The following is a 24,051-nucleotide window of genomic DNA, read 5'->3' as shown; positions in this document are numbered from 1 at the left end:
GCCCGCGACCGGGGGTGCCGCGCCGTGCCGTATCAATGCTTCGGATACGCGAGGATTTTGTGATCACAAATGCTCAAAGTCAATCCGCCGGCATGTTCTGCGGCAGGAAATTCACATCCCCGAGGCGGCCGGTCGGCCCGGCGACAGCCGGGAGTCGAAGACGCTGTTTCCGATGTGCCGCATCCCATCGAGGATATCGGCGCGAATGGCGTCGGCCAACGCGGCGTCGTCGCGGGCCAGGATCGCCGCCATCGCCTGCTCGTGGTAGTCGACCAGCCAGGTCGTTCCGACCCGACCGTAGACGATGCGCATGAACGGTCCGAACTGCAGCCACAGGCTCTCGATAAGGGGAACCAGTATTTCGGACGGTGACCCCCGGTAGATCGAGAAATGGAAGGCATGGTTGGCTGCGACGTAGCCTTCCACGTTGCCGGTGCGCAAATGCTCTTCGAGCTCGGCATCGATCTTGCCGAGGCGGCCGACATCGGCGCGCGTCAGGTGGGGCAGGGCCCGCCGGGCGGCCTCCGGCTCGAGTCGCTCGCGTGCGGTGATGAGTTCGTCGAACCGCTCGGGAGTCATCTCGGGCACGGAAATGCGCCGACTGGGGGTCATGACCAGGGCCCGCTCGGCCACCAGACGATTGACCGCTTCGCGGACCGGCATGGGGCTGACGCCGAGCTCGGCGGCGAGCCCCCTCAACGTGACCGCCCTCCCCGGCACGACGCGACCGCCGATCAAACGCGACCGCAGCTCCCGGTAGACGCGCTCGTGCATCGTTTCCCGAGCGCCCGCCCCGGACACCTCAGAGCTCAAGTTGACAGCTCTCCCAAAGCGTGATCACATTTGAACGGATCATTTCAGAAATGCCCCGCCGAAGCAACCGACTGCACCTCTTCAGCCGCAATGGCGCGTTCCATGGCAAATTGGCCTCCAACGGCAGAGCACTCGATCGTTGCAAACGATGACGAGGCCGCCGAATTTGCCGCGAAGAACCCGGACATCGAGATCGTCGAACTGCTGTTGCCGGACACCAACGGCGTGTTCCGCGGCAAATGGATGCCTACGAACCATCTCGAGGGGCTGTTCCGCAACGGCCTGGCGCTTGCGAAGTCGGTCTTCGCGCTCGACGCATGGGGCAGTGACGTCATCTCGACGGGGCTCTACCACGAGGTCGGCGATCGCGACGGGATCTGCCGGGCGGTGCCGGGCACCTTGCGCCGGGTGCCGTGGGCCGAGCGGCCAACCGCTCAGGTCCTGCTCAGGATGGAAGACGAGGACGGCACGCCGTACTTCGCCGATCCGAGAACGCTGCTGGGCAATTCGGTTGCAAGGCTTGCGGCGCGCGGCCTGAGGCCGGTCGTCGCGTTCGAGCTTGAGTTCTTCCTGTTCGAACTCGCCCAGGGCGGCGACCAGCCGTCTCCTGTGATCGAGGGCATCGGGCCGGATCGCACCAACATCTATTCGATGTCGGATCTCAGGGCGTACGGCGACCTGTTCGCCGAGATCGAGACCGCGGCGGAATCCCTCGGCGTCGAGACCGACACGATCATCTCCGAGGCCGCGCCCGGGCAGTTCGAAATCAATCTCATCCACGTCGGCGATCCGTTCGCCGCCGCCGACCAGGCGCTGATGCTGCGGCGGATCATCCGTCAGGTCGCGCGCAGGCACGGGCTGAACGCCTCGTTCATGGCAAAGCCGTTTCCGGCCCGGTCGGGCAACGGCATGCACGCCCACGTGAGCCTGGTCGACCAGGACGGCCGCAACGTCTTCGGCACCGGTCCCGACGGCGAAGCCCTGCTTCGTCGCTGCGTCGCCGGCCTGTTGTCAACGATGCACGCGGCGACGCTTCCCTTCGTCTCGACCTTCAACGGATTCCGCCGCCTCAGCGGCGCCTATTCGCCGTCGAAGGCGCTGTGGGCCGAAAACAACCGCTACGTCGCCGTCCGGCTTCCGCGCGGCGACGGGCCGGCGCGGCGTTTCGAACACCGCGTCGCCGGTGCCGACGCCAATCCGCATCTCGTCCTCGCTGCGATCCTGGCCGGCGCCGAACGCGGGCTCGCCGGAGACGTGCCGTTGCCGCTGCCCGTCGAGGGCGATGTCGGCCAGGTCCCGGGTCAGTCGCTGCCGCCGACGATGCGCCATGCCCTGGAAGCGTTCGAGGCCTCCGAATGGATCGCCGATACCTTCGGTGCGAAATGGCGCGACCTCTACGCGAAAGTCAAACGGCAGGAGCTCGAGGGCTTCGAGGCCTATGTCTCGCCGCTCGAATACGAGACCTACCTGTGACGGCCCCCGGATTGCCGGCGCGGCATACGGTTGCACAAGTTCCAAATCGGCGTTTTGATGCAGCGACGAAACCGCTCGAACCAGCCCGCGCGACCTACCAGCACTCAACGGGAGAACAGCATGATCCTGAAACCCCTCGCCTCCGCCCTGGTCCTGAGCGCCGCGATGTGCGTGGCAGCCTCTGCCCAGGACAACGTGGTGCACGTCTATAACTGGTCCGACTACATCGGCGAGGATGTCCTCAAGCAGTTCACGGACGAGACCGGCATCAAGGTCGTCTATGACGTTTTCGATTCAAACGACATCCTGGAAACGAAGCTGCTGGCGGGCGGAACCGGATACGACGTGGTGGTGCCGTCGGGGACCTTCCTGGCCCGGCAGATCCAGGCCGGCGTGTTCCAGCCGCTCGACAAGTCGAAGCTCCCGAACATCGAACACCAATGGAAGGATATCTCGGACCGGATCGCCAAGTTCGATCCCGGCAACGAGCATGCGGTGAACTACATGTGGGGCACCACCGGCATCGGCTACAATGTCGGCAAGATCGAGGAGCGCATGCCCGACGCCCCCGTCAATTCATGGGCGATGATCTTCGATCCGGATGTTGTGTCCAAGTTCAAGGACTGCGGCATCCACATGCTGGACGCTGCAGACGAAATGATCCCGGCGGCGCTGAACTATCTGGGCAAGGATCCCGATTCCCACGATACGGCCGACATCGAGGAGGCAGCCAAGCTGATCGAATCGATCCGCCCGAACATCCAGAAGTTCCATTCGTCGGAGTACATTGAAGCGCTCGCCAACGGAAACATCTGCCTGGCGGTCGGCTGGTCGGGCGACGTCCTGCAGGCCCGGGACCGGGCTGCCGAAGCCGACACCGGCGTCGAAATCGCCTATTCGATCCCGAAGGAAGGCGCGCTGATGTGGTTCGACAATCTCGCGATCCCGGCCGATGCTCCGCATCCCGATGCGGCCCATGCCTTCATCAACTTCATGATGAAGCCGGAGGTCGCCGCGGAGAACTCCAACTACATCTACTACGCCAACGGCAACAAGGACTCCCAGCCGCTGCTGGAGGAGGACGTGATCGGCGATACCGCGATCTATCCCGACGAGGAGACCGTCGGGCGCCTCTACACCACGACCCCGTTCGATCCAAGGACGCAGCGCGTCGTCACCCGCGCCTGGACGAGGATCAAGTCGGGCACCTGAACACACTCACGGGCCGGGCACACCCCGGCCCGTTTCATATCCGCACTGGAACGGAACTGCAGTCTTCGATCGTTCGGGACGGCGTGGCCTACCGGGATGGCATCGAAGGGGGGATTTGATGGCGTCAAAGGCAACCGGGCCAATCAAACGGAAGTTTGCGCCGTGGGAAGATCCATCGGCGCAGGCATTCATCCGGTTCGAGAATGTCACCAAGCGGTTCGGCGACTTCACGGCGGTCGACGATCTCAGTCTCGACATCTACGAGCGGGAATTCTTTTCGCTTCTGGGTCCCTCCGGCTGCGGCAAGACCACGCTCCTGAGGATGCTGGCCGGGTTCGAGACCCCGACCGAGGGGCGCATCCTGCTGGAAGGCCAGGACATTTCCGGCATTCCCCCGCATCGCCGTCCGGTCAACATGATGTTCCAGTCCTACGCCCTGTTTCCGCACATGAATGTCGAGGCGAACATCGCCTTCGGACTGAAACAGGACAGGATGCCGGCCGCCGACATCGCCTCGCGCGTCCAGGAAATGCTCAAGCTGACCAAGCTTGAAAGCTTCGCCAAACGCAAGCCGCACCAGTTGTCCGGCGGTCAGCGGCAGCGCGTCGCGCTGGCACGCTCGATCGCAAAGCGCCCGAAGGTGCTGCTGCTCGACGAGCCGCTCGGCGCGCTCGACAAGAAGCTCAGGGAGGAGACGCAGTTCGAGCTCATGGACCTGCAGCAGGACCTGGGGCTGACCTTCGTGATCGTCACCCACGATCAGGAGGAGGCGATGACGGTGTCGGACCGCATCGCCGTGATGGACCAGGGAAAGCTGGTTCAGGTGGCGACACCGGCGGTGATCTACGAATCTCCGAACTCGCGCTACGTCGCCGACTTCATTGGCGACGTGAATTTCCTGTCCGGCAAGATCAGCCAGCTCGGCGACAACGAGGTTACGCTTGCCAGCGGCGACGTCGCCTGCGCGATCGTGGCCGAGCGCGAGACGGACACCGGCGGAGAGATCGGCCGTGTCGGGGACGATGCCTGGCTGGCAATTCGTCCGGAGAAGATGCGCATCTCCCTCGACGCGCCCGACGAGAGTTCGATCAACTGCGCCTCCGGCGAGGTCTGGGACATCGGTTATCTCGGCGACCTGTCGGTCTACCACGTGCGGCTCGACAACGGGCACGTCATCAAGTCGACGGTCACCAACCAGACCCGCCTGGTCGAACGGCCGATCGGCTATGACGACAGGGTATGGCTGTCGTGGCCGCGCGATGCCGGCGTCGTTCTGACGAAGTAGGACGACAGGACCATGGCCGCTTCCGACAGAAAGTCGCCGATCGCCTCCAGAGGCCTTGTTGTCCTCGTTCCTTACCTGTGGCTCCTGTTCTTCTTCCTGGCGCCCTTCCTGATCGTGCTGAAAATCTCGCTGTCGACGACGGCGATCGCCATGCCGCCCTACCTGCCTGTCTTCGACCTGTCGGAGGGCCTGGCCGGGCTGTGGGCGGCCGTCAGGGAACTGTCGCTGGAGAACTATGCGTTCCTGTTCTCCGACTCGCTCTACATCAAGTCGTACCTGTCGAGCCTGCAGATCGCCGGCATATCGACCGTGCTGCTGCTGCTTATCGGCTACCCGATCGCCTACGGCATGGCCCGCACGCCCAAGGCCTGGCGTCCGACGCTCGTCATGCTGGTGATCCTGCCGTTCTGGACGAGCTTCCTGATCCGCGTCTATGCCTGGATCGGCATCCTGAGCCGCGAGGGGTTGCTCAACACGTTCCTGATCTCCACCGGAATGATCGACACGCCGCTGACCATCCTGTCGACCAACATCGCGGTCTATATAGGCATCGTCTATTCCTACCTGCCGTTCATGGTGCTGCCGCTGTACGCGTCGCTGGAGAAGATGGACGAGACGCTGCTGGAAGCCGCGTCAGATCTCGGCTGCCCGCCGCTGAAGACCTTCTGGGTGGTGACCGTCCCGCTGTCGATTCCCGGCATCGTCGCCGGCTGCTTCCTGGTGTTCATCCCCGCCGTCGGCGAGTTCGTCATCCCCGACCTGCTCGGCGGCTCGCAGACGCTGATGATCGGCAAGACGCTGTGGGCGGAGTTCTTCTCCAACCGCGACTGGCCGCTCGCCTCCTCGGTCGCCGTGGTGCTGCTGCTGATCCTGGTAATCCCGATCGTGTTCTTCCAGAACCTCCAGCAACGGCAGCAGGAGCGCGACACATGACAGCGATCCTGCAGTTTCTGTCGGGGGCATTCTCCGTCCCCGAAACGGTGAAGCAACCCGTCAAGACAGCGGAACCGCAAGCCGACCGGTGGCTCGACCACAGCGAGGATCTGCCCGCGGCGCGCGACGCGGACGCCTGGATCCGCGCCGACCTGATCCGCGCGGGGAGGCCCGCATGAGAAAGGGCCCAAGCCTCTTCAACATCGTCTCGGTGACGCTCGGCTTCGCGTTCCTCTACCTGCCGATCGTGCTGCTGGTGATCTACTCCTTCAACGCCGGCCGCAACGTCGCGATCTGGGCGGGCTGGTCGACCAAGTGGTACGCCGCCATGATCCAGAACCAGCAGCTGCTGGACGCGGCCTGGGTAACGCTTCGCGTCGGCCTACTGTCTGCGACCGTGGCCACGGTCCTTGGAACGCTGGCGGCGCTGGCGCTGGTGCGGCACGGCCGCTTCAAGGGCCGCACGCTGTTTTCGGGCATGGTCTACGCCCCGCTGGTCATGCCTGAGGTGATCACCGGCCTGTCGCTGCTGCTCCTGTTCGTCGCGATCAACTTCAGCCGCGGATTCTGGACGGTGACGATCGCCCACATCACCTTCTCGCTGTGCTTCGTCGCGGTGGTCGTGCAGTCCCGGCTGGTCACCTTCGACCGGTCGCTGGAGGAAGCGGCGATGGATCTCGGCTGCCCACCCTTCAAGACCTTCTTCCTCGTGACGCTGCCGCTGATCCTGCCCGCGATCGTTGCGGGCTGGATGCTTGCCTTCACGCTGTCGCTCGACGATCTGGTGATCGCGAGCTTCACCACCGGGCCCGGGGCGACGACCTTGCCGATGCGGATCTACTCCGCGGTCAGGCTCGGCGTGACGCCCGAGATCAACGCCGTGTCGACGGTGCTGATCGGCATCGTCACCGTCGGGGTCATCGCCGCTTCGCTGGTGACGAAGCGCCAGGAGGTCGAGCGCCAGAGAGCCGAACGGCTGGCGGCCGCCGCCCCATGAGGAGGTACGAGATCGCCGTCGTCGGTGCCGGGATGATCGGCTCGTCGGCCGCACTGGCACTCGCCGAAGCGGGCATGACCGTCGCGCTGATCGGGCCGGGCGAACCGGCGGACAAGTCGCGGCACACCGGCGCCTACGCCAGTCACTACGACGAGGGCAGGATTACCCGCGTCCTCGACACCGATCCGATCTGGGCGGACTGGGCGGCCAAGTCCATCGCCCGGTACGCGGAGATCGAGGAACGCTCGGGCATCGGGTTCCACACGCCCTGCGGAGCCGTCCGCATCGCGCCGACCGGTGCGGCGTCGCTCGCCAGGGCGCGGAAGACCTCCGAACGTTTCGATCTCGAACTACAGGAAATGAGCGGCGAGGATCTGACCCGGCGCTGCCCGGCGATCCGCCTGCCCGAGAACTTCACCGTCCTGTGGGAGCCAGCGCCGGCGGGATACGTCAATCCGCGGCGGATGGTCGCCGCGCTCAAGACGGTGGCCCGGCAGAGCGGCGCGGTGTTGATCGAGCAGGAAGCGACGTCGGTGCGGACGACCGGCGAGGGCGTTGAAGTTCTCACATCCGACGGCGAGGCGATCGGTTGTGACCGCGCTCTCGTGGCGGTCGGGCCGCACGCCCGCGACGCGCGCCTCCTGCCCCTGCTGCCGGACCTGAAGCCGTTCGGCCGGACCGTGGTCCAGATCGAGGTCGCGGCCGGCGATCCGGCGTTCCACGGGATGCCGAGCTTCATCGTCGCATTCGATTCCGATACCGCCAATTACGGCTTCTACGGCGTCCCGCCGGTGCCCTACCCGGGCGGGGGCTACTGGATAAAGGCCGGCACCGGCGGCATCGGCGACCAGCTCGATGGGTCAGACACGGTGCGGGACTGGTTCCATGCCGGCGGCTCCGCGGAAGAAGCCCGGCAGATCCGCGACACCATGTTCAGGATGTTTCCGAGCCTCGCCGATGCTCGCTGGCGCACAGAGCCCTGCGCCCTCGTCGAGACGGACACCGACCGACCGCTGATCGGCCGCGTCCCCGGCCACGAGGCGATCGGCATCGCCCTGGGGTGTTGCGGATTTGCGGCGAAGTCCTGCATCGCCGTCGGCAAGACGGCCGCCGACATGATTGCATCGGAAGACTGGGCGCAGAGCGCCGAGGCCGGGCCGCTGGCGCCGCGCTGGCGGGACTGAGCCTACGATCCGCAGGTACAGGTACTGGCGTGTGCCTTGCGGATTGCGTCCAGCGTACCGGCGAAGCCGTCCGATACGGCGCGCGCATTGGCGAGCGCGTGGTCCACGTACCACAGCCGTTCGAGCCCCGCGAAAGTTTCCGTCAGCGCCGCGCGACGCTCCTCGGTCAGAGCGTCGCCTGCCGCATCCAGTTTGTCATGGGCGGAAACGAAGATCTCCCGACCGTCCCCGGGAAGCCTGTCCGGGTCGAGCCTGTCGAGCAGCGCCGCGGCCGTGCTCCAGGCGTCGATTTCTCCACTTCCCTGCTCCATGTCCGGCTCGCCGTTCTGCGCGACCAGATGCTGGACTGACGGTTCCAGACCAGCGCGGATTTCGGTGATCTGGTCGACACGCTTCGTGAAACGGCCAAGGTATTCCTGCAGGATGCCGGTCCATTCGATGGCGCCGGTGCACAGGCCCGGATAGCGGTCCTGACCAAGATACACTGCGATGTCGTTGATCAGCCGCCCGGATACCCAGCGGACGTCCTGGGTATCGAAGTAGCTGTCCACGCCCTTCGAGCGGGCGATCTGCTCCGAGAACCGGACGGCCGATTCCTCGTCCCGACCGCCGCTCGGCCGATAGGTGAATACAGTGCGGCCCGAGAAGGTCGGATCGGAGTCCCGGGATGCGTCGACCGCCGCTCGCAGGGCGGCGAACTCGTTGTAGCGCACCTGACGCAGGGCGGCGTGATAGGCATCCGCGCAGCTTGCGATGGGCCAGAACGCCTCCGCGACCAGCGTCTCGCCGCTCGCTGGAACGCTGGCCCGGATACGTGCCTCGCCGCCCGTTCCGCGCGCACCCCGCTCGGTGCCGTCGGCAAGCTCGACGACCAGCGGCAGTTCGACGGTTTCGCCGGGTGTCAGCTCGTCTATGGTTGCCCGTATCGTGTTGCCATCCCGCTTCCAGGCGGTGGCCCCCTCCACGACGGGAACCGCACCCACCAGCTTGACCTCGACGCGGACCTTCGTGAGAGTGGCATCGCCCCTGTTCTCGAACAGGAGCGTGGTGGAGGCCCGGGTGCCCGGCGAGTAGGACGCCTGACCGGTGCCGGAGCCGGCCGGATCGGCCTGAACGAAAAGCGTCAGCCCCCAGTCTGCCGCATCGGCGGGTGCGGACAGGGCCAAACTCGACAGTGACGCGAAGATCGCAATGGCGGCGAAGCGGACGGCGGCGCGCGACATCACGCGCAAGCAGTTCAATGAAATACCCCGCATGGAGCCAACAAACCCGGACAACAGCAGACGCAAACGAATCGGCATCAGGATACACAACAGCTGCCATCGTAGCGACGGCGCGCTTGCTGCGCGTCCTATTGCTGCGGCGTCGTGGGCTGGCCGTCTCTCGGCCGCATTCCCGGCGATCTTCCGACGCCGCGCGTCAGCAGATCGTCGATGATCTGCTCCGGCGATTTCTGCTTGAGATCGTCTCTGGCCCGCTCGATCTCCTCGGCCGATGCCGATGCGCGGTTCAGCAGCCAGACCGGATCGGGATAGATCCGGGGTCGCGCTATCGGACCTTCGATGACGAACGGCACCGACAGCTGGTCGATGTCCCCGGTGTCGTTCCTGCCCGGCGCCGGCATCAGGTCGGCCGTACCGTGTCCGGCGACGGAGGCGGAGATCAGCCGGATCTCGCCGTCTGCGGCGACGTCGATGTTCGGGCCCTTCATGTTGAAATCGTCCGTCGCGGCGCTCCCGCCGGTGACGACGAACGAGGCATTCATCTGCCTGAATCGTGTTTCGGCGGCCGTCGAGGGCCAGCCTTCCACCTGTCCTGCCTTCAGCATCTCCAGCAGCGCCACGACGTCGATACCCTCGAAGGCACCGTCGGCAATCGACACGCGAGCGTCCCCCGAAAGGTCGGCGACAATTTCGCCGACCGTAGAGCCATTGCCGCTCAGGTTGATGCGGGCGGTCATGTCGCCGTCGATAGGATCGCCGCCGCTCAGCGCCTCGAGCAACGGACCGATATCCGTCTTGTCGAACTTGAGGGTGGATTTCACCCGCGCGCCTTGCGGCGAAGGCCGTGCCGTGACGGTGCCCTGCGCCGTGCCGCCGTACAGCATCGCTTCGCCGACCCCGATATCGAGGGTCCCGTTGCGCACGGTGATCGTCCCTGCGGTCCTCCCCAGCATCAGATCGCCGAATGCGACGCTTGCGGCCGAAATGCGCAGGTCCACCGCGAACGTCTCCAGGGCGGACAGATCGACGGGCTTCGTCAGGAACGCAGCCGGCCGCGATGCGGCGGCATCGTCGCCGGGGGGCGCCGCACGGTATTTGCCGAGGTCGAGCGCCTCGAAGGCGAGCGTCCCCTGAAAGGCCGTGGCCCTCTCCCCGAATCCGATGTTGATGCCGCCTTCGGCTTCGTTGTCGTCGAGATCCAGGACCATGTCGGTGAGTGCGATCGAGCCGGGCAGGAAATTCAGGGAACCCGACAGGTCCAGCCTGCCGAGGCCCGGGCCCGACCCGATATCCGAACCGATCCACCGCAACACGGCCCGCGCCGATGGCGCGCTCAAGAGGATTCGGCCCTCCAGTTGCGGATCCGAGATGTAGTGGGCATTGCCGTCGAAGCTTGCGGTCACCACGCCGGACTGCAGCCGCAATCTGGCGCGGGTGGTGCCGCGACGCAGGAAGTCGAGCGGCTTGTCGGCCTCAACGGCCAGGCCGGCGACCTCTCCGTTCCAGACGAGCGATCCGCTGGCTTCGAGCCTCGCGGCCAGTCGCGGCCAGTCGACGTTTGCGTTGATCGCGGAGATTTCCTCACGCGCGCCCCCGCGCCTGTCGACATAGGTGATCGCTCCGTCCTCGATCCTGAAGCTGCCGATGCGGACGTCCGCAATCGCCGGCGCGCCATCGGCGCGTTCCCCGACATTGGCGCCCACCTCCCCCTGACGCGACATCGTCCAGTTCGGGCGACCGCGCCGGTCCTCCGTCAGCGTGAGCCGCGGCCGTACCAGCGTGAAATCGCTGACTTCCAGCCGGCCGAGGAGCAAGGGCAGCACGTCCACCGAGCCGCGCAACACATCGATAACCGCGACGTCGGGCGGCTCCTCGTCCGCTGCTTGTCCCCCAGCCGAGGGCGCCGAAGCGGCCTCGCCTTCCAGGATACCGGGCGGCGGCCGCAGCACGACGTTGCGGATCTCGAACGCCGGCGTCGGCAGGAGGGAGATGGACGTCCGGCCCCGGATGTCGACCACGTACCCCGTCAGGGCCTGAAGCCGGCCGGTCACGGCGCTGCGAACGTCGTCTGGGGACACCGACCAGACCAGATAGGCGAACAGAATGCCTGCGCCGGCCGCGAAGGCCAGCAGAAGCAAGGCGAGCCGTCTCATGGCGCCGTCATGTGCCGAGCCACCTGCACCCCATCCTCGAGCGGTATCTCCCCAGGCCGTCACTATATTTCTGCTGCTTGACCGGTCAAACCGGTGCCTTTCGGTTGGCGAGGCCGGGGTCGCTGTGGCAATAAGCCGTCTGCCGTGCCCGTTTTCAGGGCCCGGTCAAAACGGAACCGCCAGGAGTCACCATGTCCGATCAGCCGTTGTGGTCCCCCACGGCCGAAACCGTCGCCAACTCGAACATGACCCGGTTCGCGCGTTTTGTCGAGGAACGTCATGGGCTTACGCTCGAAGGTTACGAGGCTCTCCACAACTTTTCGGTAGATCGGCGCGCCGATTTCTGGGCGGCGATCTGGGACTTCTGCGAAATCGTCGGCGAGAAGGGCGAGCGGGCGCTCACGGACGACGGGATGCCGGGGGCCAGGTTCTTTCCCGATGCCAGGCTGAACTTCGCCGAGAACCTTCTGAGGCGCTCCGACGAGGGCGAGGCGCTGGTGTTCCGGGGCGAGGACAAGGTGGCGCGGCGCATGAGCTGGAAGGAGCTCAACGAGCTCGTTTCTCGGCTGCAACAGGCTCTCAGGGACTACGGCGTGGTGGCCGGCGACCGGGTCGCCGCGATGATGCCCAACCTGCCGGAATCGATCGCCGCGATGCTGGCCACCGCCTCGCTTGGCGCAATCTGGTCGTCCTGCTCGCCCGACTTCGGCGAACGCGGGGTGCTCGACCGGTTCGGCCAGATCGAGCCCAAGGTGCTGATCGCCTGCGACGGATACTGGTATGCCGGCAAGCGCATCGAAGTGGCGGACAAGCTGGCTTCCGTGGTCGAGAAACTGCCGTCCCTGAACGCCGTGATCGTCGTGCCCTACCTCGAGATCGCCGAAGACGTCGCTGCGCGCGTGGACAAGGCGAAATCGCTGCCGGAGGTCATCGGCGGATACTCGACCGCGCCGGTGACGTTCGAGCGCATGCCGTTCGCCCACCCGCTCTACATCCTGTTCTCGTCAGGCACCACCGGCGTTCCCAAATGCATCGTCCACTCCGCCGGGGGCACCCTTCTCCAACACGTCAAGGAGCACGAGCTCCAGTCGGACGTGAAGCCGGGGGACCGCGTGTTCTATTTCACGACGCTCGGCTGGATGATGTGGAACTGGCTGGTCAGCGGACTGGCCGCGGAAGCGACGCTGCTGCTCTACGACGGCTCGCCGTTCCACCCGGACGGCAACGTCATCTTCGACTACGCCCAGGAGGAGCGCATGACCCTCTTCGGCACATCGGCGAAGTACATCGACGCGGTAAAGAAGGCCGGACTGCGTCCGCGCGATACCCATGACCTGTCCGCCGTTCGACTGATTGCATCGACCGGCTCTCCGCTTGCCGCGGAAAGTTTCGACTTCGTCTATGACGCGATCAAGCCGGACGTGCACCTGGCGTCGATCTCCGGCGGCACCGACATCGTGTCCTGCTTTGTCCTCGGCAATCCGCTGTCGCCGGTCTATCGAGGCGAGATCCAGGGCCCCGGTCTCGGAATGGCGGTCGACGTGTGGGACGACGATGGACGGACATGTCCCCCCGGCACCAAGGGAGAACTGGTCTGCACGGAGGCCTTCCCGTCGATGCCGATCATGTTCTGGAACGATCCGGACGGCGCGAAGTATCGGTCGGCCTACTTCGAGCGCTTTCCCGGCGTCTGGTGCCACGGCGATTTCGCCGAGTGGACCACGCACCAGGGCATCGTCATCCACGGACGCTCGGATGCGACCCTCAATCCGGGTGGCGTGCGAATCGGCACAGCGGAGATTTACGCTCAGGTCGAGCAGCTGCCTGAAATTGTCGAGGCGATTGCGATCGGCCAGGACCACGAAGGCGACGTTCGCGTCGTTCTCTTCGTGCGTCTCGCCGGCGGAGTCACCCTCGACGACGACCTGACCGCGCGCATCCGCAAGCAGATCCGAGAGGGCGCAAGTCCGCGCCATGTGCCCGCCCGGATTGTCGCCGTCGCCGACATCCCGCGCACCAAGTCGGGCAAGATCACCGAGCTGGCAGTGCGCGACGTGGTGCATGGCCGGGAGGTGAAGAACAAGGAAGCGCTGGCCAATCCGGAGGCACTCGAGTTCTTCAAGGATCTCGAGGAGTTGAAGCAATAGTCCTTCGCGATGTCGATGCATGGCGAATAGCCGGCGCCCCGGAGCAGGAAAACCGCCGGGGCCGATAGTGATCGCGGCATCATCTGCCCCGATGGCCCGATCTGCAAAAGATGATAAGGTTCGACGAGCTGCGTCGTGGTTTTTCCACAACAGCGGCAGACGGGCGGTTCGAATCGCTTGTAACTGTTCGAATTGACCGATTTGCTACGGCGGCTGATTGGGTATCGGTCGGCGGTTCGTTTTCATTTTCGCGGGGGTGTCGTGTCCCGCCTGGATGGAGGATAGAGGAGACCACGCGCAGGATTGCGTCGGTCAGCAAGCCCGGTAGCCGGCTTCAATCTCCACGTTCGGAGGCCGGTTGGCGGAGGGGGTAGGAAATGTACAGGAAAATCATGGTGCCGATCGACCTGGCGCATGTCGATCGCCTCGCAAAGGCAATCGATACGGCGACGGATCTCGCCAGGCACTACCAGATACCGGTCTGCTTCGTCGGTGTGACCGCGGAAACGGCGACCTCGGTGGCGCATACGCCCGACGAGTTTGCCAGAAAGCTCGAAGAATTCGGCTCCCGCCAGTCCGCGGCGCGAGGTCTGCAGATAGAAACTGCGGCGTATCCGAGCCACGATCCAACCGTCGACCTCGACAAGATACTGATACGCGCGGCCGACGAGAACGGCGCCGACCTGATCGTCATGGCGTCTCACGTGCCCGGCATCGCGGAGCACTTCTTCTCGTCCCATGCCGGCGATGTGGCGTCGCACGCCAGAATCTCGGTCTTCGTCGTCCGGTAGCGGTCCTGCGGCGTGCCGCCAGACACAGGTTGCGCCCGTGCCGGACCTGCGCAGCGCAAAGCGCGAAGGTCGGCAATTGGGGCCGGACACAAAAATGAGGTAGCGCTATGAGCGAACAATCTTATGCGAGCCCCGAAGGGGCCGCGAACGTAATCGAAACCGACTATACGATCGGCCAGGACAACATCCAGCCGAATATCGGGCCGTTCGGCCTCGACATCCACAATCCTGTGTTCCTGATCTCAGGCCTGACCATCGTCGCCTTCGTCTTCCTCGCGCTGGCGCTTCCCGATCAGGCGGAAACCCTGTTCGGATGGCTGCGTCCCGCGATCACCTCCACCTTCGACTGGTTCTTCCTGCTGGCCGGCGACATCTTCGTCCTCCTCGCCCTGGCACTGGTCGTTTCTCCGCTCGGCCGCATCAGGATCGGCGGCGCCGAAGCGACGCCGGACTACTCGTATTCCGGCTGGTTCGCGATGCTGTTTGCCGCCGGCATGGGCATCGGACTGATGTTCTTCGGCGTCTCGGAGCCGATCTCCCACTACCTGTCCTCGATCGGGGAAGGTGCCGGCTCGCCCGACAGCTGGGCGCCGCTGGCCGGCGCCGCGGACAACGAGTCGGAAGCCCATCGGCTCGGCATGGCCGCCACCATATTCCACTGGGGCCTGCACCCCTGGGCCATATACGCCATCGTCGGCCTGTCGCTGGCAATCTTCGCCTACAACAAGGGGCTGCCGCTGAGCATACGGTCGATGTTCTATCCCGTGTTCGGCGAGCGCGTCTGGGGCTGGACCGGCCACATCATCGACACGCTGGCGGTCTTCGCAACGCTGTTCGGGCTTGCCACGTCGCTGGGTATCGGCGCGGAACAGGCCAATGCGGGACTGGAATTCCTGTTCGGTATTCCGGTAACCGACCTCTCGAAGGTGATCCTGATCCTGTGCATCACCGCCGTCGCCCTAGTGTCGGTCGTCGCCGGCCTCGATGCAGGGGTGAAACGTCTCTCCGAGATCAACATGGTCCTGGCGGCCCTGCTCCTTCTGTTCGTCATCTTCGTCGGGCCGACGGTCGCAATACTGACCGGATTCATCGACAATCTGATCGCCTACGGGGAATATCTGCCGGCGCTCTCCAATCCCTTCGGGCGCGACGACACGAATTTCAGCCAGGGCTGGACCGCCTTCTACTGGGCGTGGTGGATCTCTTGGTCGCCGTTCGTGGGCATGTTCATCGCCCGTGTCAGCCGCGGCCGGACCGTGCGCGAGTTCATCATCTGCGTACTGCTCATCCCCTCGCTGGTCTCCGTCCTCTGGATGACGGCCTTCGGCGGCACGGCGATCGACTTCGTGCAGGGCGGCTATCAGGCGCTTGCCGACGCGCCGCTGGAGCTGAAGCTGTTCACCATGCTGGACCAGCTGCCCCTGGCGGCGATCACATCGTTCATCGCGATCGTCCTGGTCATTGTGTTCTTCGTGACCTCGTCGGATTCGGGATCGCTGGTGATCGACACGATCACGGCAGGCGGAAAGATCGACGCACCACTGCCGCAGCGCGTCTTCTGGGCGACATTCGAAGGACTTGTTGCGATCGCGCTGCTGCTGGGCGGCGGGCTCGGCGCGCTGCAGGCGGCATCCGTCTCGACGGGGCTGCCCTTCGCCGTCGTCCTGCTGATCGGCGCCTACGCGCTGGTCAAGGGACTGTTGTCCGAGCCGCGCGGGAAGCAGGACACGCCGGGGCAGACCTGACGGCAATCGGCGGGCGCCGCACGTGCGGCGGCGCCCGCAGCCCGGCCGAGGAATTCCCGCCTACGAAGACGTCGGCGGGGCGACCAGTGAGAAATAGGCTCCCTGCGGATCCGTGCAATTGATGATCCAGGCTCCCCCGGGCACCTCCATCGGCCCGTTGAGAACCGCTCCTCCGCCTGACTTCACCAGATCCACGGCTGCTTCGATCTTGGGAACGGTGAAGTAGTATCCCCAGTGCGGCGGCGCCGCCAACTCCGCCGGCTTCGTCATCATGCCGCCGATGGAGAGGCCGTCCACATCGAAGAGCTGGTAGGTCCCCATCGCCCCCATGTCGATGGCTTGGCCCTTCTCCCAGCCGAACAGGCCGGAATAGAAGGCGAATTCCGTACCGAGGTCGCCGGCCATGAGCTCTCGCCAGCCGACATGGCCGGCCGTCATGGGCGAGATGCCGGCACCGGATCCGCCGCCTTCGCTGCCGGACATTGTCAACAGGCAGAACACGGCGCCGTGCGGATCGGCCACGACGGCGAACCGGCCGATGTCGGGAATGTCTTCGGGAGCCCGATGGATGGCGCCCCCGGCGGCCGCGACCTTCTGCGCCATCGCGTCGACGTCGTCGACGCCGACATAGCCGACCCAGAACGGACCGGCGCCGGCCTCCTTCGGCGCATCGGGCATTTCCATCAGCCCCGCGACCATTTCGCCGTTCGCCGAGAGCACCGTGTAGTCGATGCCGGGGATCCCGGCATGTTCCATGTCCTTCGCAGTCCATCCGACGACATCGCCGTAGAAGGACTTCGCTGCCGCGGGATCGGATGTCATGAGTTCGTACCAGACGAATTTGTTCGCCATTGCCTTTGGTCCTTTCAGGGAAAGCAGCCGGTGGTCAGGTCGGCGAGACGCGGCGATACCGCGCTGTCATGAATTCGTTCCAGGTGCCGTCCGGCATCTTGACGCGGCCGGTCAGCGTCCGGGTGTTCTCATCCTCGATGGTAATGACGTCCTGATAGTGACCAAGCTCGCCATCCTTGAGGCCGAGCGACCCTTCCGGTGAGAAATCCGGGCCCTCGCAATCTAGGGGGAGGACGCGGCCGGAGGCATCGAGTTCCCCCTCGTAGACCCACATGTGGCTCATCATCGAGCCAATCCAGTTGCCGACATACTTCCCGCGGCGCGGATCGTAGCCAAGCGTCATGAGGGTCCTGACGGATGTCCCGTCGGGCATCTCGCCTTTGCCCTCGGCGACGATCCAGAGCCCGTTCAGAGTGCGCACAGACTCAGTCCAGCGATGTTCGGCCATGTCCGACTCAGCTGAGCCGGCCTCGATTTCCCACTCGCCCACGAGCTGCTCGAGCCAGCGATGTTCGGCACTCGGTTCTTCCATCATGTGTGTCCGTCCCGATCTCAGGTTGATTGCTGTTTCCGTTTCCTGCGCCCTAGTCGCGTTCGGTCGCCTTGCGCAGGTTGTCCAGCCCGGTCTCGAAATCCTTCCCCACCATCGTATCGAAGTCGATGAACACGGACATGACCTTGGCAAGGTATGGCTGAGGCCCCGCCATGGCCCACGTCACGAGGGTGGCGTCCTCCCCGGGCACCAGATCGAACTCGGCGGTGTTGTGGGCTTCGAACGGCCGGACGAAATCGAGCTTGATCCGTATCGACCTGCCGGTAACGGCATCGACGATCTCCATCCGTCCGGCACCAACGTCCTCGCTGCCGGACCACTCGTAGATGGCTCCCACGCCCTGCGCCGCGCCGCCGTAGCTGCGTTCGAGATCCGGGTCCAGGTCTTCGTAGGGGGACCAGGTCCGCCAGTTCCTGAAGTTCTCGATCTGGGAGTAGATGACGTCCGGCGACGCCTTGATCGTCGCCGAACGCTCCAGGCGAAACGTATCCGGCTTCGTCGCGGCGAAAACGAGAACCCCGGCGATTGCGGCCGCGACGACGACCGCCGCCACACCCAGAATCTTCAGCATGCGTTTTCCTGCTATTCCTGCGGAAACTCTCGGGCCGCGGCTTACTCCGCCGCCGTTCCGTGACACGGGGCGGCGCGAGTTGCGCTCTCGTACTCGTCGTGTCGCCGGACCCAATCTGTGAGATTCCCGTTGGGACCGGTCTCGTTGCGCCCTTTCGGGGTGGCATCGAGCAGCATGTAGGCCGAGATCACTTCCTCGCCGCCTCGACCGAAGCTCGAATACGTGTGGAAGATCCCGCCGGCCTCATCCTTGTAGAACACGCTTGCCCCCGGAAGGTCGGCGATTGAGGCCTCGTTGGTTTCCATCTCCTCGAAATTGTAGATGACCCTGCCGCTGGCGAGGGCTTCCGGTCTGTAGGAGACGTTGAAGTCGTAATTGAAGTCGCTGTCGCCGGAGGATGCGACCGGAATGTCCCACCCCATCCGCCTCCGATATGCTTCGAGCTTGTCGACCGGGGCGCGAGCTATCGCCACATAGGAAACGTCATGATGCCGGATATGCGGATAGGCGGCATTGATGTGATCGATCGCGAAGGAACAGCCGACACATCCCTCCTCCCACTCCGGCGCGTACATGAAGTGCTGGACGATGAGCTGGCTGTTGTCGCCGAACAGTTCGGCGAGCGTCCTCCGGCCCGCGGCCGTTTCGAAGACATACGTCTTGTCGATCCTGACCCAGGGCAGCTCGCGAAGCTCGGCGCTCAACCTGTCGCGCAGCCGTGTGAGCTCCTTTTCCTTTTTCAGGAACGACTTGCGGGCAGCGACCCAGTCCTCCCGGGATACGATCCGATGCTGCATTTCCGTCACCTCCTCCTGAAGGATCAGCCGCGCCGGGCCGCCTCGATCGCGGCCACGTCGATCTTTCCCATCTCCATCATCGCCTCGAAGGCACGCTTCGCCTCCGCACCGCCGGCTGCCAACGCCTCCAGCAGCACGCGCGGCGTGATCTGCCAGGAGATGCCCCACCTGTCCCTGCACCAGCCGCACACGTTCTCCTCGCCACCATTGCCGACGATGGCATTCCAGTACCGGTCGGTCTCCTCCTGGTCCTCCGTGGCGATCTGAAACGAGAACGCCTCGCTGTGCTTCTGGTAGGGCCCGCCGTTGAGCCCGACGCAGGGAATTCCGAGGACGGTAAAATTGACGACCAGTACGTCACCGGCCTTGCCGGATGGGTAGTCGGCGGGGGCGCGATGGACGCCGTCCACCGAGCTGTCGGGAAACGTCTCGGCATAGAAGCGTGCCGCTTCTTCGGCCTCCTTGTCGTACCAGACGCAGATCGTGTTCTTGGCAATCGCCATTTCCTGTCCTCCCGGTTGCAAGGCCCGGTCCGCCGCGGTTGCCCCGCGCCCGGTCCGGCCTGCCGCTTGACATTTTACGTTGATATCAACATAATTATGGCATGACAAGGGCGAACGGAATTCCTCTAGAGACGACGCTTGAGATACGCGACACCTGTCTGTGTCTGCGCGCCCAGCGGGCGGCGCGTGCGCTGGCGCGGCGCTTCGACGAGGCACTGCGGCCACTCGGCCTGACCAACGGCCAGTTCTCGCTGCTCGTCTCGCTCAATCGCCCGGCGCCGCCGACGATGGGCGCGACGGCCGAACTGCTTGCAATGGACCGGACGACCCTCACGGCGGCGCTGAAGCCTCTCCAGCGGCGCGGCCTCGTCCGGATCGAGCCGGCCGCAAGCGACAAGCGGAGCCGTCTGATGCTACTGACCGACGACGGCCGCCAGCTGCTCGCCAGGGCCGTACCGATCTGGCGGCGCGAGCACGCCGAGGTCGATCGCGACCTCGGCGGCATCGACATCGGCACGCTGAAGACCGGGCTCGGCCGGCTGAGCGAAAGGTCCGTCGAACAGGCGGTCGCGCCCGCCGGCTGACCGCACCTCCTGCAATTCAGCCGCCGAAGCCGCCGACCTCGATCTGCTCGACCTCTTCGATGAGTTCCGAGACCAGAGTGTCGTCGGCCGTGAGATGCGGTGTCTCGGCCCGGAGGATTTCACGAAACAGCGCCTTCTTGACGCTGAGCGCATCTATCTCCCGGGCCGCCGCGCCCGCCGCCGTCATCACCACGGTGACCAGCCGCTCTGCCGCCACGAGGCGGCCCCACAGGTAGTCGTTTTCCCGCCAGGAGCGGTTGAAGAACGCTGCGAAGCGGCGCAGGCGGATCCCCTTCAGCTTCTCCTTCGCCAGCCCCTTGCGGATGGCCTGGGCGTCGGAGGGAGAGATCCGGAAGACACGGATGATGTCGAGTTCGTCGAGGTCTTCCCATTGCGTCATCGGAAGGGTGAGCACGTCGAAGAAGGGGAAGCCGACATAGGCCACGGTCAGCTCGGTCCTCGCCCACTCCGGCAGACAGTTCAGCACCTCGCCCGCGAAGACCTCGTCGAGGCGATCGTCGACGCCGGCCAGGTCGAGCGCCGCGCCCAGCGCGTCGATCGCCACCAGCCTCTGCTCCGCCGTCGTCGCGGGATCCGCGAGCGTTCCGGCGGCCGCTGCCGCATCCGGCCCGTTCGGCGGCGCGGCGAGCCGCGCCTTGATGCCGTCGAGAAGTTCGTAGAATGCCGCCTTGATGACGTCGAGCTTGGTGCGCTCGACGGGGTCCGCCAGGGCCTCGGGCCGCTCCGAATAATAGAACTCGTTGAGGTGGCGGATCACGAATCTGAGGCGGCGCACCCGGAAATCGGCATCGAAGGCACGCAGGAACGCGATCGCCTCGGCGGAGACCTGCCCGCTTTCGTCGCGCGGTTCGATCAGCAGGGGACGGGCGATCGTGCCGCCGAGCCCGACCAGGTCCTTCGCGGAGATCGCCTCCACGATCGTCCGCACGCGGCGGGCGACGGTCAGGATCTTCAGGTGCAGGTAGCTTTCGAAGGCGAAGCCTGCCTCCACCGCCGCGGCGCGGTTGGCCGTGTCTCGCCAGGCAGCGAACACCCGGGCGGACGGGGCGGGATCCTGATCCTGCTCGAGGATCGACTGGACCAGCGTCCCAATGCGCGGCCGAGCCGAATCGACCACCTCTGCAACCACCGAGATCTGCTGGTTGAGCGCGGCGACGCGCTCGAGTTCGTGATGAATGGGTTCGTTGCGCGGGATCTCCGTCATCGAGGCGAAAATCGCCCTGAAGAAGCCGGGCAATTCCTCGGTATCGGCGAACTCGATATCCGGGTTCGGGTCGACGAAGATGATTCTGCGGACGACCTCGCGATTCGCCGGCCGACCCGACAGCGCCGATACGGCCGCCGCGAACGGCTTGTTCGTCACGACCGCGCCGTCGACGAAGGGGATGGTCATCGGGTCGCGACCGTCGCGGGTGACGGCAGCGAGCTTGTCGTGAATGAAGGCGTCCAGGTCCGGCCACTCGCCGCCGCGTTCGCGCAGGACGGTCTCGACCTCCTCGATCGTCGCCGGTGGAAAGGCACCGGGGAAGGACGACGTCGCCCGCGCCGCGAATACGAGACCCGGTACAGATCGTGCGTCGAATTCGCTTTCGACGAGGCCGGAGGCCCGTCGCCTGTACCGGAAGCCGAGGTCGAACTGATGATCGAGTTCGACGGCATAGGGCGGATCGTCGAGCGGCACGCGGCGCGGATGGCCGTTGTAGTCGGTGATCGAGACGAACAGGTCGAGAGCGTGGTCCTCCGGCATCAGCGAACCGCCCTGCGCGCCCTGCCCCATGGCGTCGGCGGCATCGAACATCCAGCCGGTGAACCGTTTGCCCGAGAATGGCGGCCTGAACCAGCGCGACCGCACGAAACGATCGAACTTCGAGCGCGCCTCCTCGTCGTTTGCCAGCACCGGATCGTAGCGGAGCATACGGCTGACCAGCGGCGTCATGAACCGCTTGGACAGCGGACCCGCCAGGGCTTCCTTCTCGATCAGTTCGGTGATGTCGGCATTCTTGAGCCAGAGATCGCGCAAGGGGGCGAGCGGCAGGTCGTGCGCCAGCGAACGGGCCAGGAAGACGCCATTGATGCCACCTGCCGACGCCCCGGCGATCACATCGACGATCACCCTGAGTTCGGTGTGCCCGGCAAGCGTCTTGAGAAGGTCGAAATAGACGGCTTCCGTATCGGTTTCCCGATTGTCGGAATCTTCGCGTGGCAGCCGCGCCGTCGCCCTGTCCGCGGCCGGCACCTCGTAGAACTGCTTGGAGGCACGCACCAGCTTGGCGATCTCGCGGCAGACGCCGAACATGTAGACGGCCAGCGAGACGCCGCCATACAGCACCAGCGCGAGACGCAGCTCCTTCTCGCGCATCCCGGCACCACCCTCCGTGATCTCTCCCGACCGGCCCGGCGATCCGAACCGTTTTCCCCACTCTTGGCGAATTGGCCTGCGGCGACAAGAGGCAGCGGCAGGCGCCCTGCCATGCGTCAGATCGACGGCACCGTGCCGCGCACCGCACCGGACAGGACCCGCCGCGGGACCCGCGAGGTGCGCGAGAGAAGGGCAACCGGCAGCAGACCGGCAACGACAATCGTCAGGGCGGCGATGGCGCCCTGCTCCACCATCTCCATCGAGGCGTAGGTGTAGACATGCGTCGCCAGCGTCTCGAAGTTGAACGGCCGCAACAGCATGGTCGCCGGCAGTTCCTTCATCGAATCGACGAAGACGAGCAGCGCCGCCGTCGCGATGGCCGGTCGCAGCAGCGGCATGTGGATCTCGCGCAGCGCTCCAGCCGGCGTGCGGCCGAGGGATCGTGCGGCAAGATCGATGTTCGGCGTGACGCGCTGCAGACCTGCCTCGACCGTGCCGTGGGAGACTGCGAGGAAGCGCACGGCGTAGGCATAGACGAGGGCCGCCGTGGAGCCGGTCAGCAATAGTCCGGTCGAGACGCCTGCGATCGTTCGGGCGAGTCCGTCGATTGCGTTGTCGAGCGAGGCCAGCGGGATCAGGATGCCGACGGCGAGGACCGTGCCGGGCACCGCATAGCCGACGCTTGCCAGCCGAGACAGCGCGGCGACGAGCTTCGAGCCGGTCAGGCGTGTCGCGTAGGCCAGGATGATGGCCGCCAGAACGGCGACCGCCGATGCCGTCAGCGACAGCCCGACGCTGTTGGCCGTCAAGGTGAAATAGGCGGGCCCGAAATCCAGTCCGAAACGGCGCCAGGCCGCGGACAGCAGGTACCAGGCGGGGGCGACGAAGCCGAGCAGCACCGGCAAGCTGCAGACGGTGATCGCCGCCGCGGCGCGCCAGCCTCCGAGCGGATAGTCGGGCAATGCCTGGACGCGTTGCGAAGTGTGATGGAAGCGCTGCAACCGGCGGCCGCGGCGCTCGAGCCAGACCAGCAGCAGCACCACGATCAGCATGACGCAGGCGATCTGCGCGGCTCCGGCGAGGTCGCCCCGGTTCGTCCAGGTCGCATAGACCGACAGGGTCAGGGTCTGCACGCCGAGGAACTGCACCGCTCCGATGTCGTTGAGGCATTCCATGAGCGCCAGCGTCACGCCAACCACGACGGCCGGCCGCGCGAGCGGCAGGGCGATGCGGAAGAACGAGCCGATGGCGCCCTGCCCCAGCGTCCGGCTGACGTCGAGCACGCACATCGACTGCATCAGGAATGTCGCCCGGACGGTCAGGTAGACATAGGGATAGAGGACGAAGCTCATCACGAAGATCGCGCCGCCCAGCGAGCGGATTTCCGGGAACCAGTAGTCGCGAACGGTTTCGAACCCGAAGATCGACCGGATCAGGGTCTGGACCGGGCCAACGGAGTCGAGGATCTCGACATAACAGTAGGCAACGACATAGGTCGGCACGGCGAGCGGGAGGAGCAGCATCCATTCCAGCATGCCGCGGCCGGGAAACCGGCACATGGTGACCAGCCAGGCCCCCGCCACGCCCAGGATCGAGGTCAGGACGCCGACTCCGAGCATCAGCAGCACCGTGGTCAGGGTGGAGGCCGGCAGGATCGTGCCGATCAGATGCGGCCACACCGACGCATCACCACCCAGTGCGATCACCACCAGCGCGACGATCGGCGCGACCGCAAGTGCCGCAATCAGGAAGGAGCCGGCAACGATAAGAGGATAGCGGCCGGGACGGACCGAACGCCGTGCGCGCTCCGCATGGCCCCGCGTGGCCGCCGCCGGTTGCACCAAGGGTCCGCGGT

The 24,051-nt window shown here is 65.5% G+C and carries 21 protein-coding genes; 11 read left to right on the top strand and 10 right to left on the bottom strand.

All coding sequences use genetic code 11. The features are described from left to right. Nucleotides 1-111 precede the first annotated feature (111 nt). Complete coding sequence (locus V3328_RS06470) at nt 112-813, bottom strand: GntR family transcriptional regulator (protein ID WP_340328793.1); 702 nt, start codon at nt 811-813, stop codon at nt 112-114. A gap of 102 nt (nt 814-915) precedes the next feature. Between V3328_RS06470 and V3328_RS06465 the strand changes: the two genes are divergently transcribed. From V3328_RS06465 to V3328_RS06435, 7 genes are all read left to right on the top strand, one after another. Further along, on the top strand, nt 916-2,286 hold the full coding sequence (locus tag V3328_RS06465; RefSeq protein ID WP_340328792.1) for a glutamine synthetase family protein: 1,371 nt from the start codon (nt 916-918) through the stop codon (nt 2,284-2,286). Between the two features lie 120 nt (nt 2,287-2,406). After that, the gene (locus V3328_RS06460) at nt 2,407-3,498 is read left to right on the top strand and encodes a polyamine ABC transporter substrate-binding protein (RefSeq protein ID WP_340328791.1); all 1,092 of its coding nucleotides are present in this window, start codon (nt 2,407-2,409) and stop codon (nt 3,496-3,498) included. Nucleotides 3,499-3,616: 118 nt separating this feature from the next. After that, entirely contained in the window at nt 3,617-4,783 is a 1,167-nt protein-coding gene (locus tag V3328_RS06455; protein ID WP_340328790.1) for an ABC transporter ATP-binding protein, read from the top strand. 12 nt (nt 4,784-4,795) lie between these two features. Next, on the top strand, nt 4,796-5,716 hold the full coding sequence (locus V3328_RS06450) for an ABC transporter permease subunit (RefSeq protein ID WP_340328789.1): 921 nt from the start codon (nt 4,796-4,798) through the stop codon (nt 5,714-5,716). Continuing rightward, complete coding sequence (locus tag V3328_RS06445; protein WP_340328788.1) at nt 5,713-5,895, top strand: hypothetical protein; 183 nt, start codon at nt 5,713-5,715, stop codon at nt 5,893-5,895. The genes V3328_RS06450 and V3328_RS06445 overlap by 4 nt, the downstream gene beginning before the upstream one ends. Further along, nucleotides 5,892-6,713, top strand: coding sequence for an ABC transporter permease (locus tag V3328_RS06440; protein ID WP_340328787.1), 822 nt, complete (start codon nt 5,892-5,894; stop codon nt 6,711-6,713). The genes V3328_RS06445 and V3328_RS06440 overlap by 4 nt, the downstream gene beginning before the upstream one ends. Continuing rightward, nucleotides 6,710-7,897 (top strand): NAD(P)/FAD-dependent oxidoreductase, encoded by a 1,188-nt coding sequence (locus V3328_RS06435; protein WP_340328786.1) that lies wholly within the window; start codon nt 6,710-6,712, stop codon nt 7,895-7,897. Before V3328_RS06440 ends, V3328_RS06435 begins: the two co-directional genes overlap by 4 nt. Before the next feature lie 2 nt (nt 7,898-7,899). Here the strand turns inward: V3328_RS06435 and V3328_RS06430 are convergent, their stop codons facing one another. Then, nucleotides 7,900-9,138, bottom strand: coding sequence for a hypothetical protein (locus tag V3328_RS06430; RefSeq protein WP_340328785.1), 1,239 nt, complete (start codon nt 9,136-9,138; stop codon nt 7,900-7,902). Between the two features lie 110 nt (nt 9,139-9,248). Next, nucleotides 9,249-11,273, bottom strand: a complete 2,025-nt coding sequence (locus tag V3328_RS06425; protein ID WP_340328784.1) for an AsmA family protein — start codon at nt 11,271-11,273, stop codon at nt 9,249-9,251. A gap of 191 nt (nt 11,274-11,464) precedes the next feature. Here V3328_RS06425 and V3328_RS06420 point away from each other — a divergent pair, with 191 nt between their 5' ends. From V3328_RS06420 to V3328_RS06410, 3 genes are all read left to right on the top strand, one after another. Beyond that, entirely contained in the window at nt 11,465-13,420 is a 1,956-nt protein-coding gene (locus V3328_RS06420; protein ID WP_340328783.1) for an acetoacetate--CoA ligase, read from the top strand. A gap of 377 nt (nt 13,421-13,797) precedes the next feature. Continuing rightward, nucleotides 13,798-14,211 carry a universal stress protein gene (locus V3328_RS06415; protein ID WP_340328782.1) on the top strand — a complete coding sequence of 138 codons (414 nt, stop codon included), beginning with the start codon at nt 13,798-13,800 and terminating at the stop codon, nt 14,209-14,211. 107 nt (nt 14,212-14,318) lie between these two features. Then, nucleotides 14,319-15,956: a BCCT family transporter gene (locus V3328_RS06410; protein WP_340328781.1), complete on the top strand. Its 1,638-nt coding sequence runs from the start codon at nt 14,319-14,321 to the stop codon at nt 15,954-15,956. Between the two features lie 60 nt (nt 15,957-16,016). On the opposite strand, the gene V3328_RS06405 is transcribed toward V3328_RS06410, so the two are convergent. Genes V3328_RS06405 through V3328_RS06385 form a run of 5 tightly spaced genes read right to left on the bottom strand, consistent with a single transcriptional unit; the run spans nt 16,017 to nt 19,226 of the window. After that, nucleotides 16,017-16,808 carry a VOC family protein gene (locus tag V3328_RS06405; protein ID WP_340328780.1) on the bottom strand — a complete coding sequence of 264 codons (792 nt, stop codon included), beginning with the start codon at nt 16,806-16,808 and terminating at the stop codon, nt 16,017-16,019. Nucleotides 16,809-16,842: 34 nt separating this feature from the next. After that, a complete protein-coding gene (locus V3328_RS06400; RefSeq protein WP_340328779.1) occupies nt 16,843-17,343 on the bottom strand; it encodes a DUF1579 domain-containing protein in 501 nt (166 codons plus the stop codon). Between the two features lie 49 nt (nt 17,344-17,392). Then, nucleotides 17,393-17,932 (bottom strand): SRPBCC family protein, encoded by a 540-nt coding sequence (locus V3328_RS06395; protein WP_340328778.1) that lies wholly within the window; start codon nt 17,930-17,932, stop codon nt 17,393-17,395. 41 nt (nt 17,933-17,973) lie between these two features. Beyond that, a complete protein-coding gene (locus V3328_RS06390) occupies nt 17,974-18,729 on the bottom strand; it encodes a DUF899 domain-containing protein (protein ID WP_340328777.1) in 756 nt (251 codons plus the stop codon). A 23-nt stretch (nt 18,730-18,752) separates the two neighbouring features. Further along, complete coding sequence (locus V3328_RS06385; protein ID WP_340328896.1) at nt 18,753-19,226, bottom strand: VOC family protein; 474 nt, start codon at nt 19,224-19,226, stop codon at nt 18,753-18,755. Between the two features lie 107 nt (nt 19,227-19,333). Here V3328_RS06385 and V3328_RS06380 point away from each other — a divergent pair, with 107 nt between their 5' ends. After that, a complete protein-coding gene (locus V3328_RS06380) occupies nt 19,334-19,816 on the top strand; it encodes a MarR family winged helix-turn-helix transcriptional regulator (RefSeq protein ID WP_340328776.1) in 483 nt (160 codons plus the stop codon). A 16-nt stretch (nt 19,817-19,832) separates the two neighbouring features. On the opposite strand, the gene V3328_RS06375 is transcribed toward V3328_RS06380, so the two are convergent. After that, the gene (locus V3328_RS06375; protein ID WP_340328775.1) at nt 19,833-22,196 is read right to left on the bottom strand and encodes a patatin-like protein; all 2,364 of its coding nucleotides are present in this window, start codon (nt 22,194-22,196) and stop codon (nt 19,833-19,835) included. A gap of 116 nt (nt 22,197-22,312) precedes the next feature. Continuing rightward, nucleotides 22,313-24,037: an ABC transporter permease gene (locus V3328_RS06370; RefSeq protein WP_340328774.1), complete on the bottom strand. Its 1,725-nt coding sequence runs from the start codon at nt 24,035-24,037 to the stop codon at nt 22,313-22,315. Nucleotides 24,038-24,051: the final 14 nt, after the last annotated feature.

The organism is Microbaculum marinum (assembly GCF_037855135.1).
Lineage (GTDB): Bacteria > Pseudomonadota > Alphaproteobacteria > Rhizobiales > Tepidamorphaceae > Microbaculum > Microbaculum marinum.
Note: the sequence above shows the minus strand (reverse complement) of the source record. Positions and strands in the feature narration are given on the sequence as shown.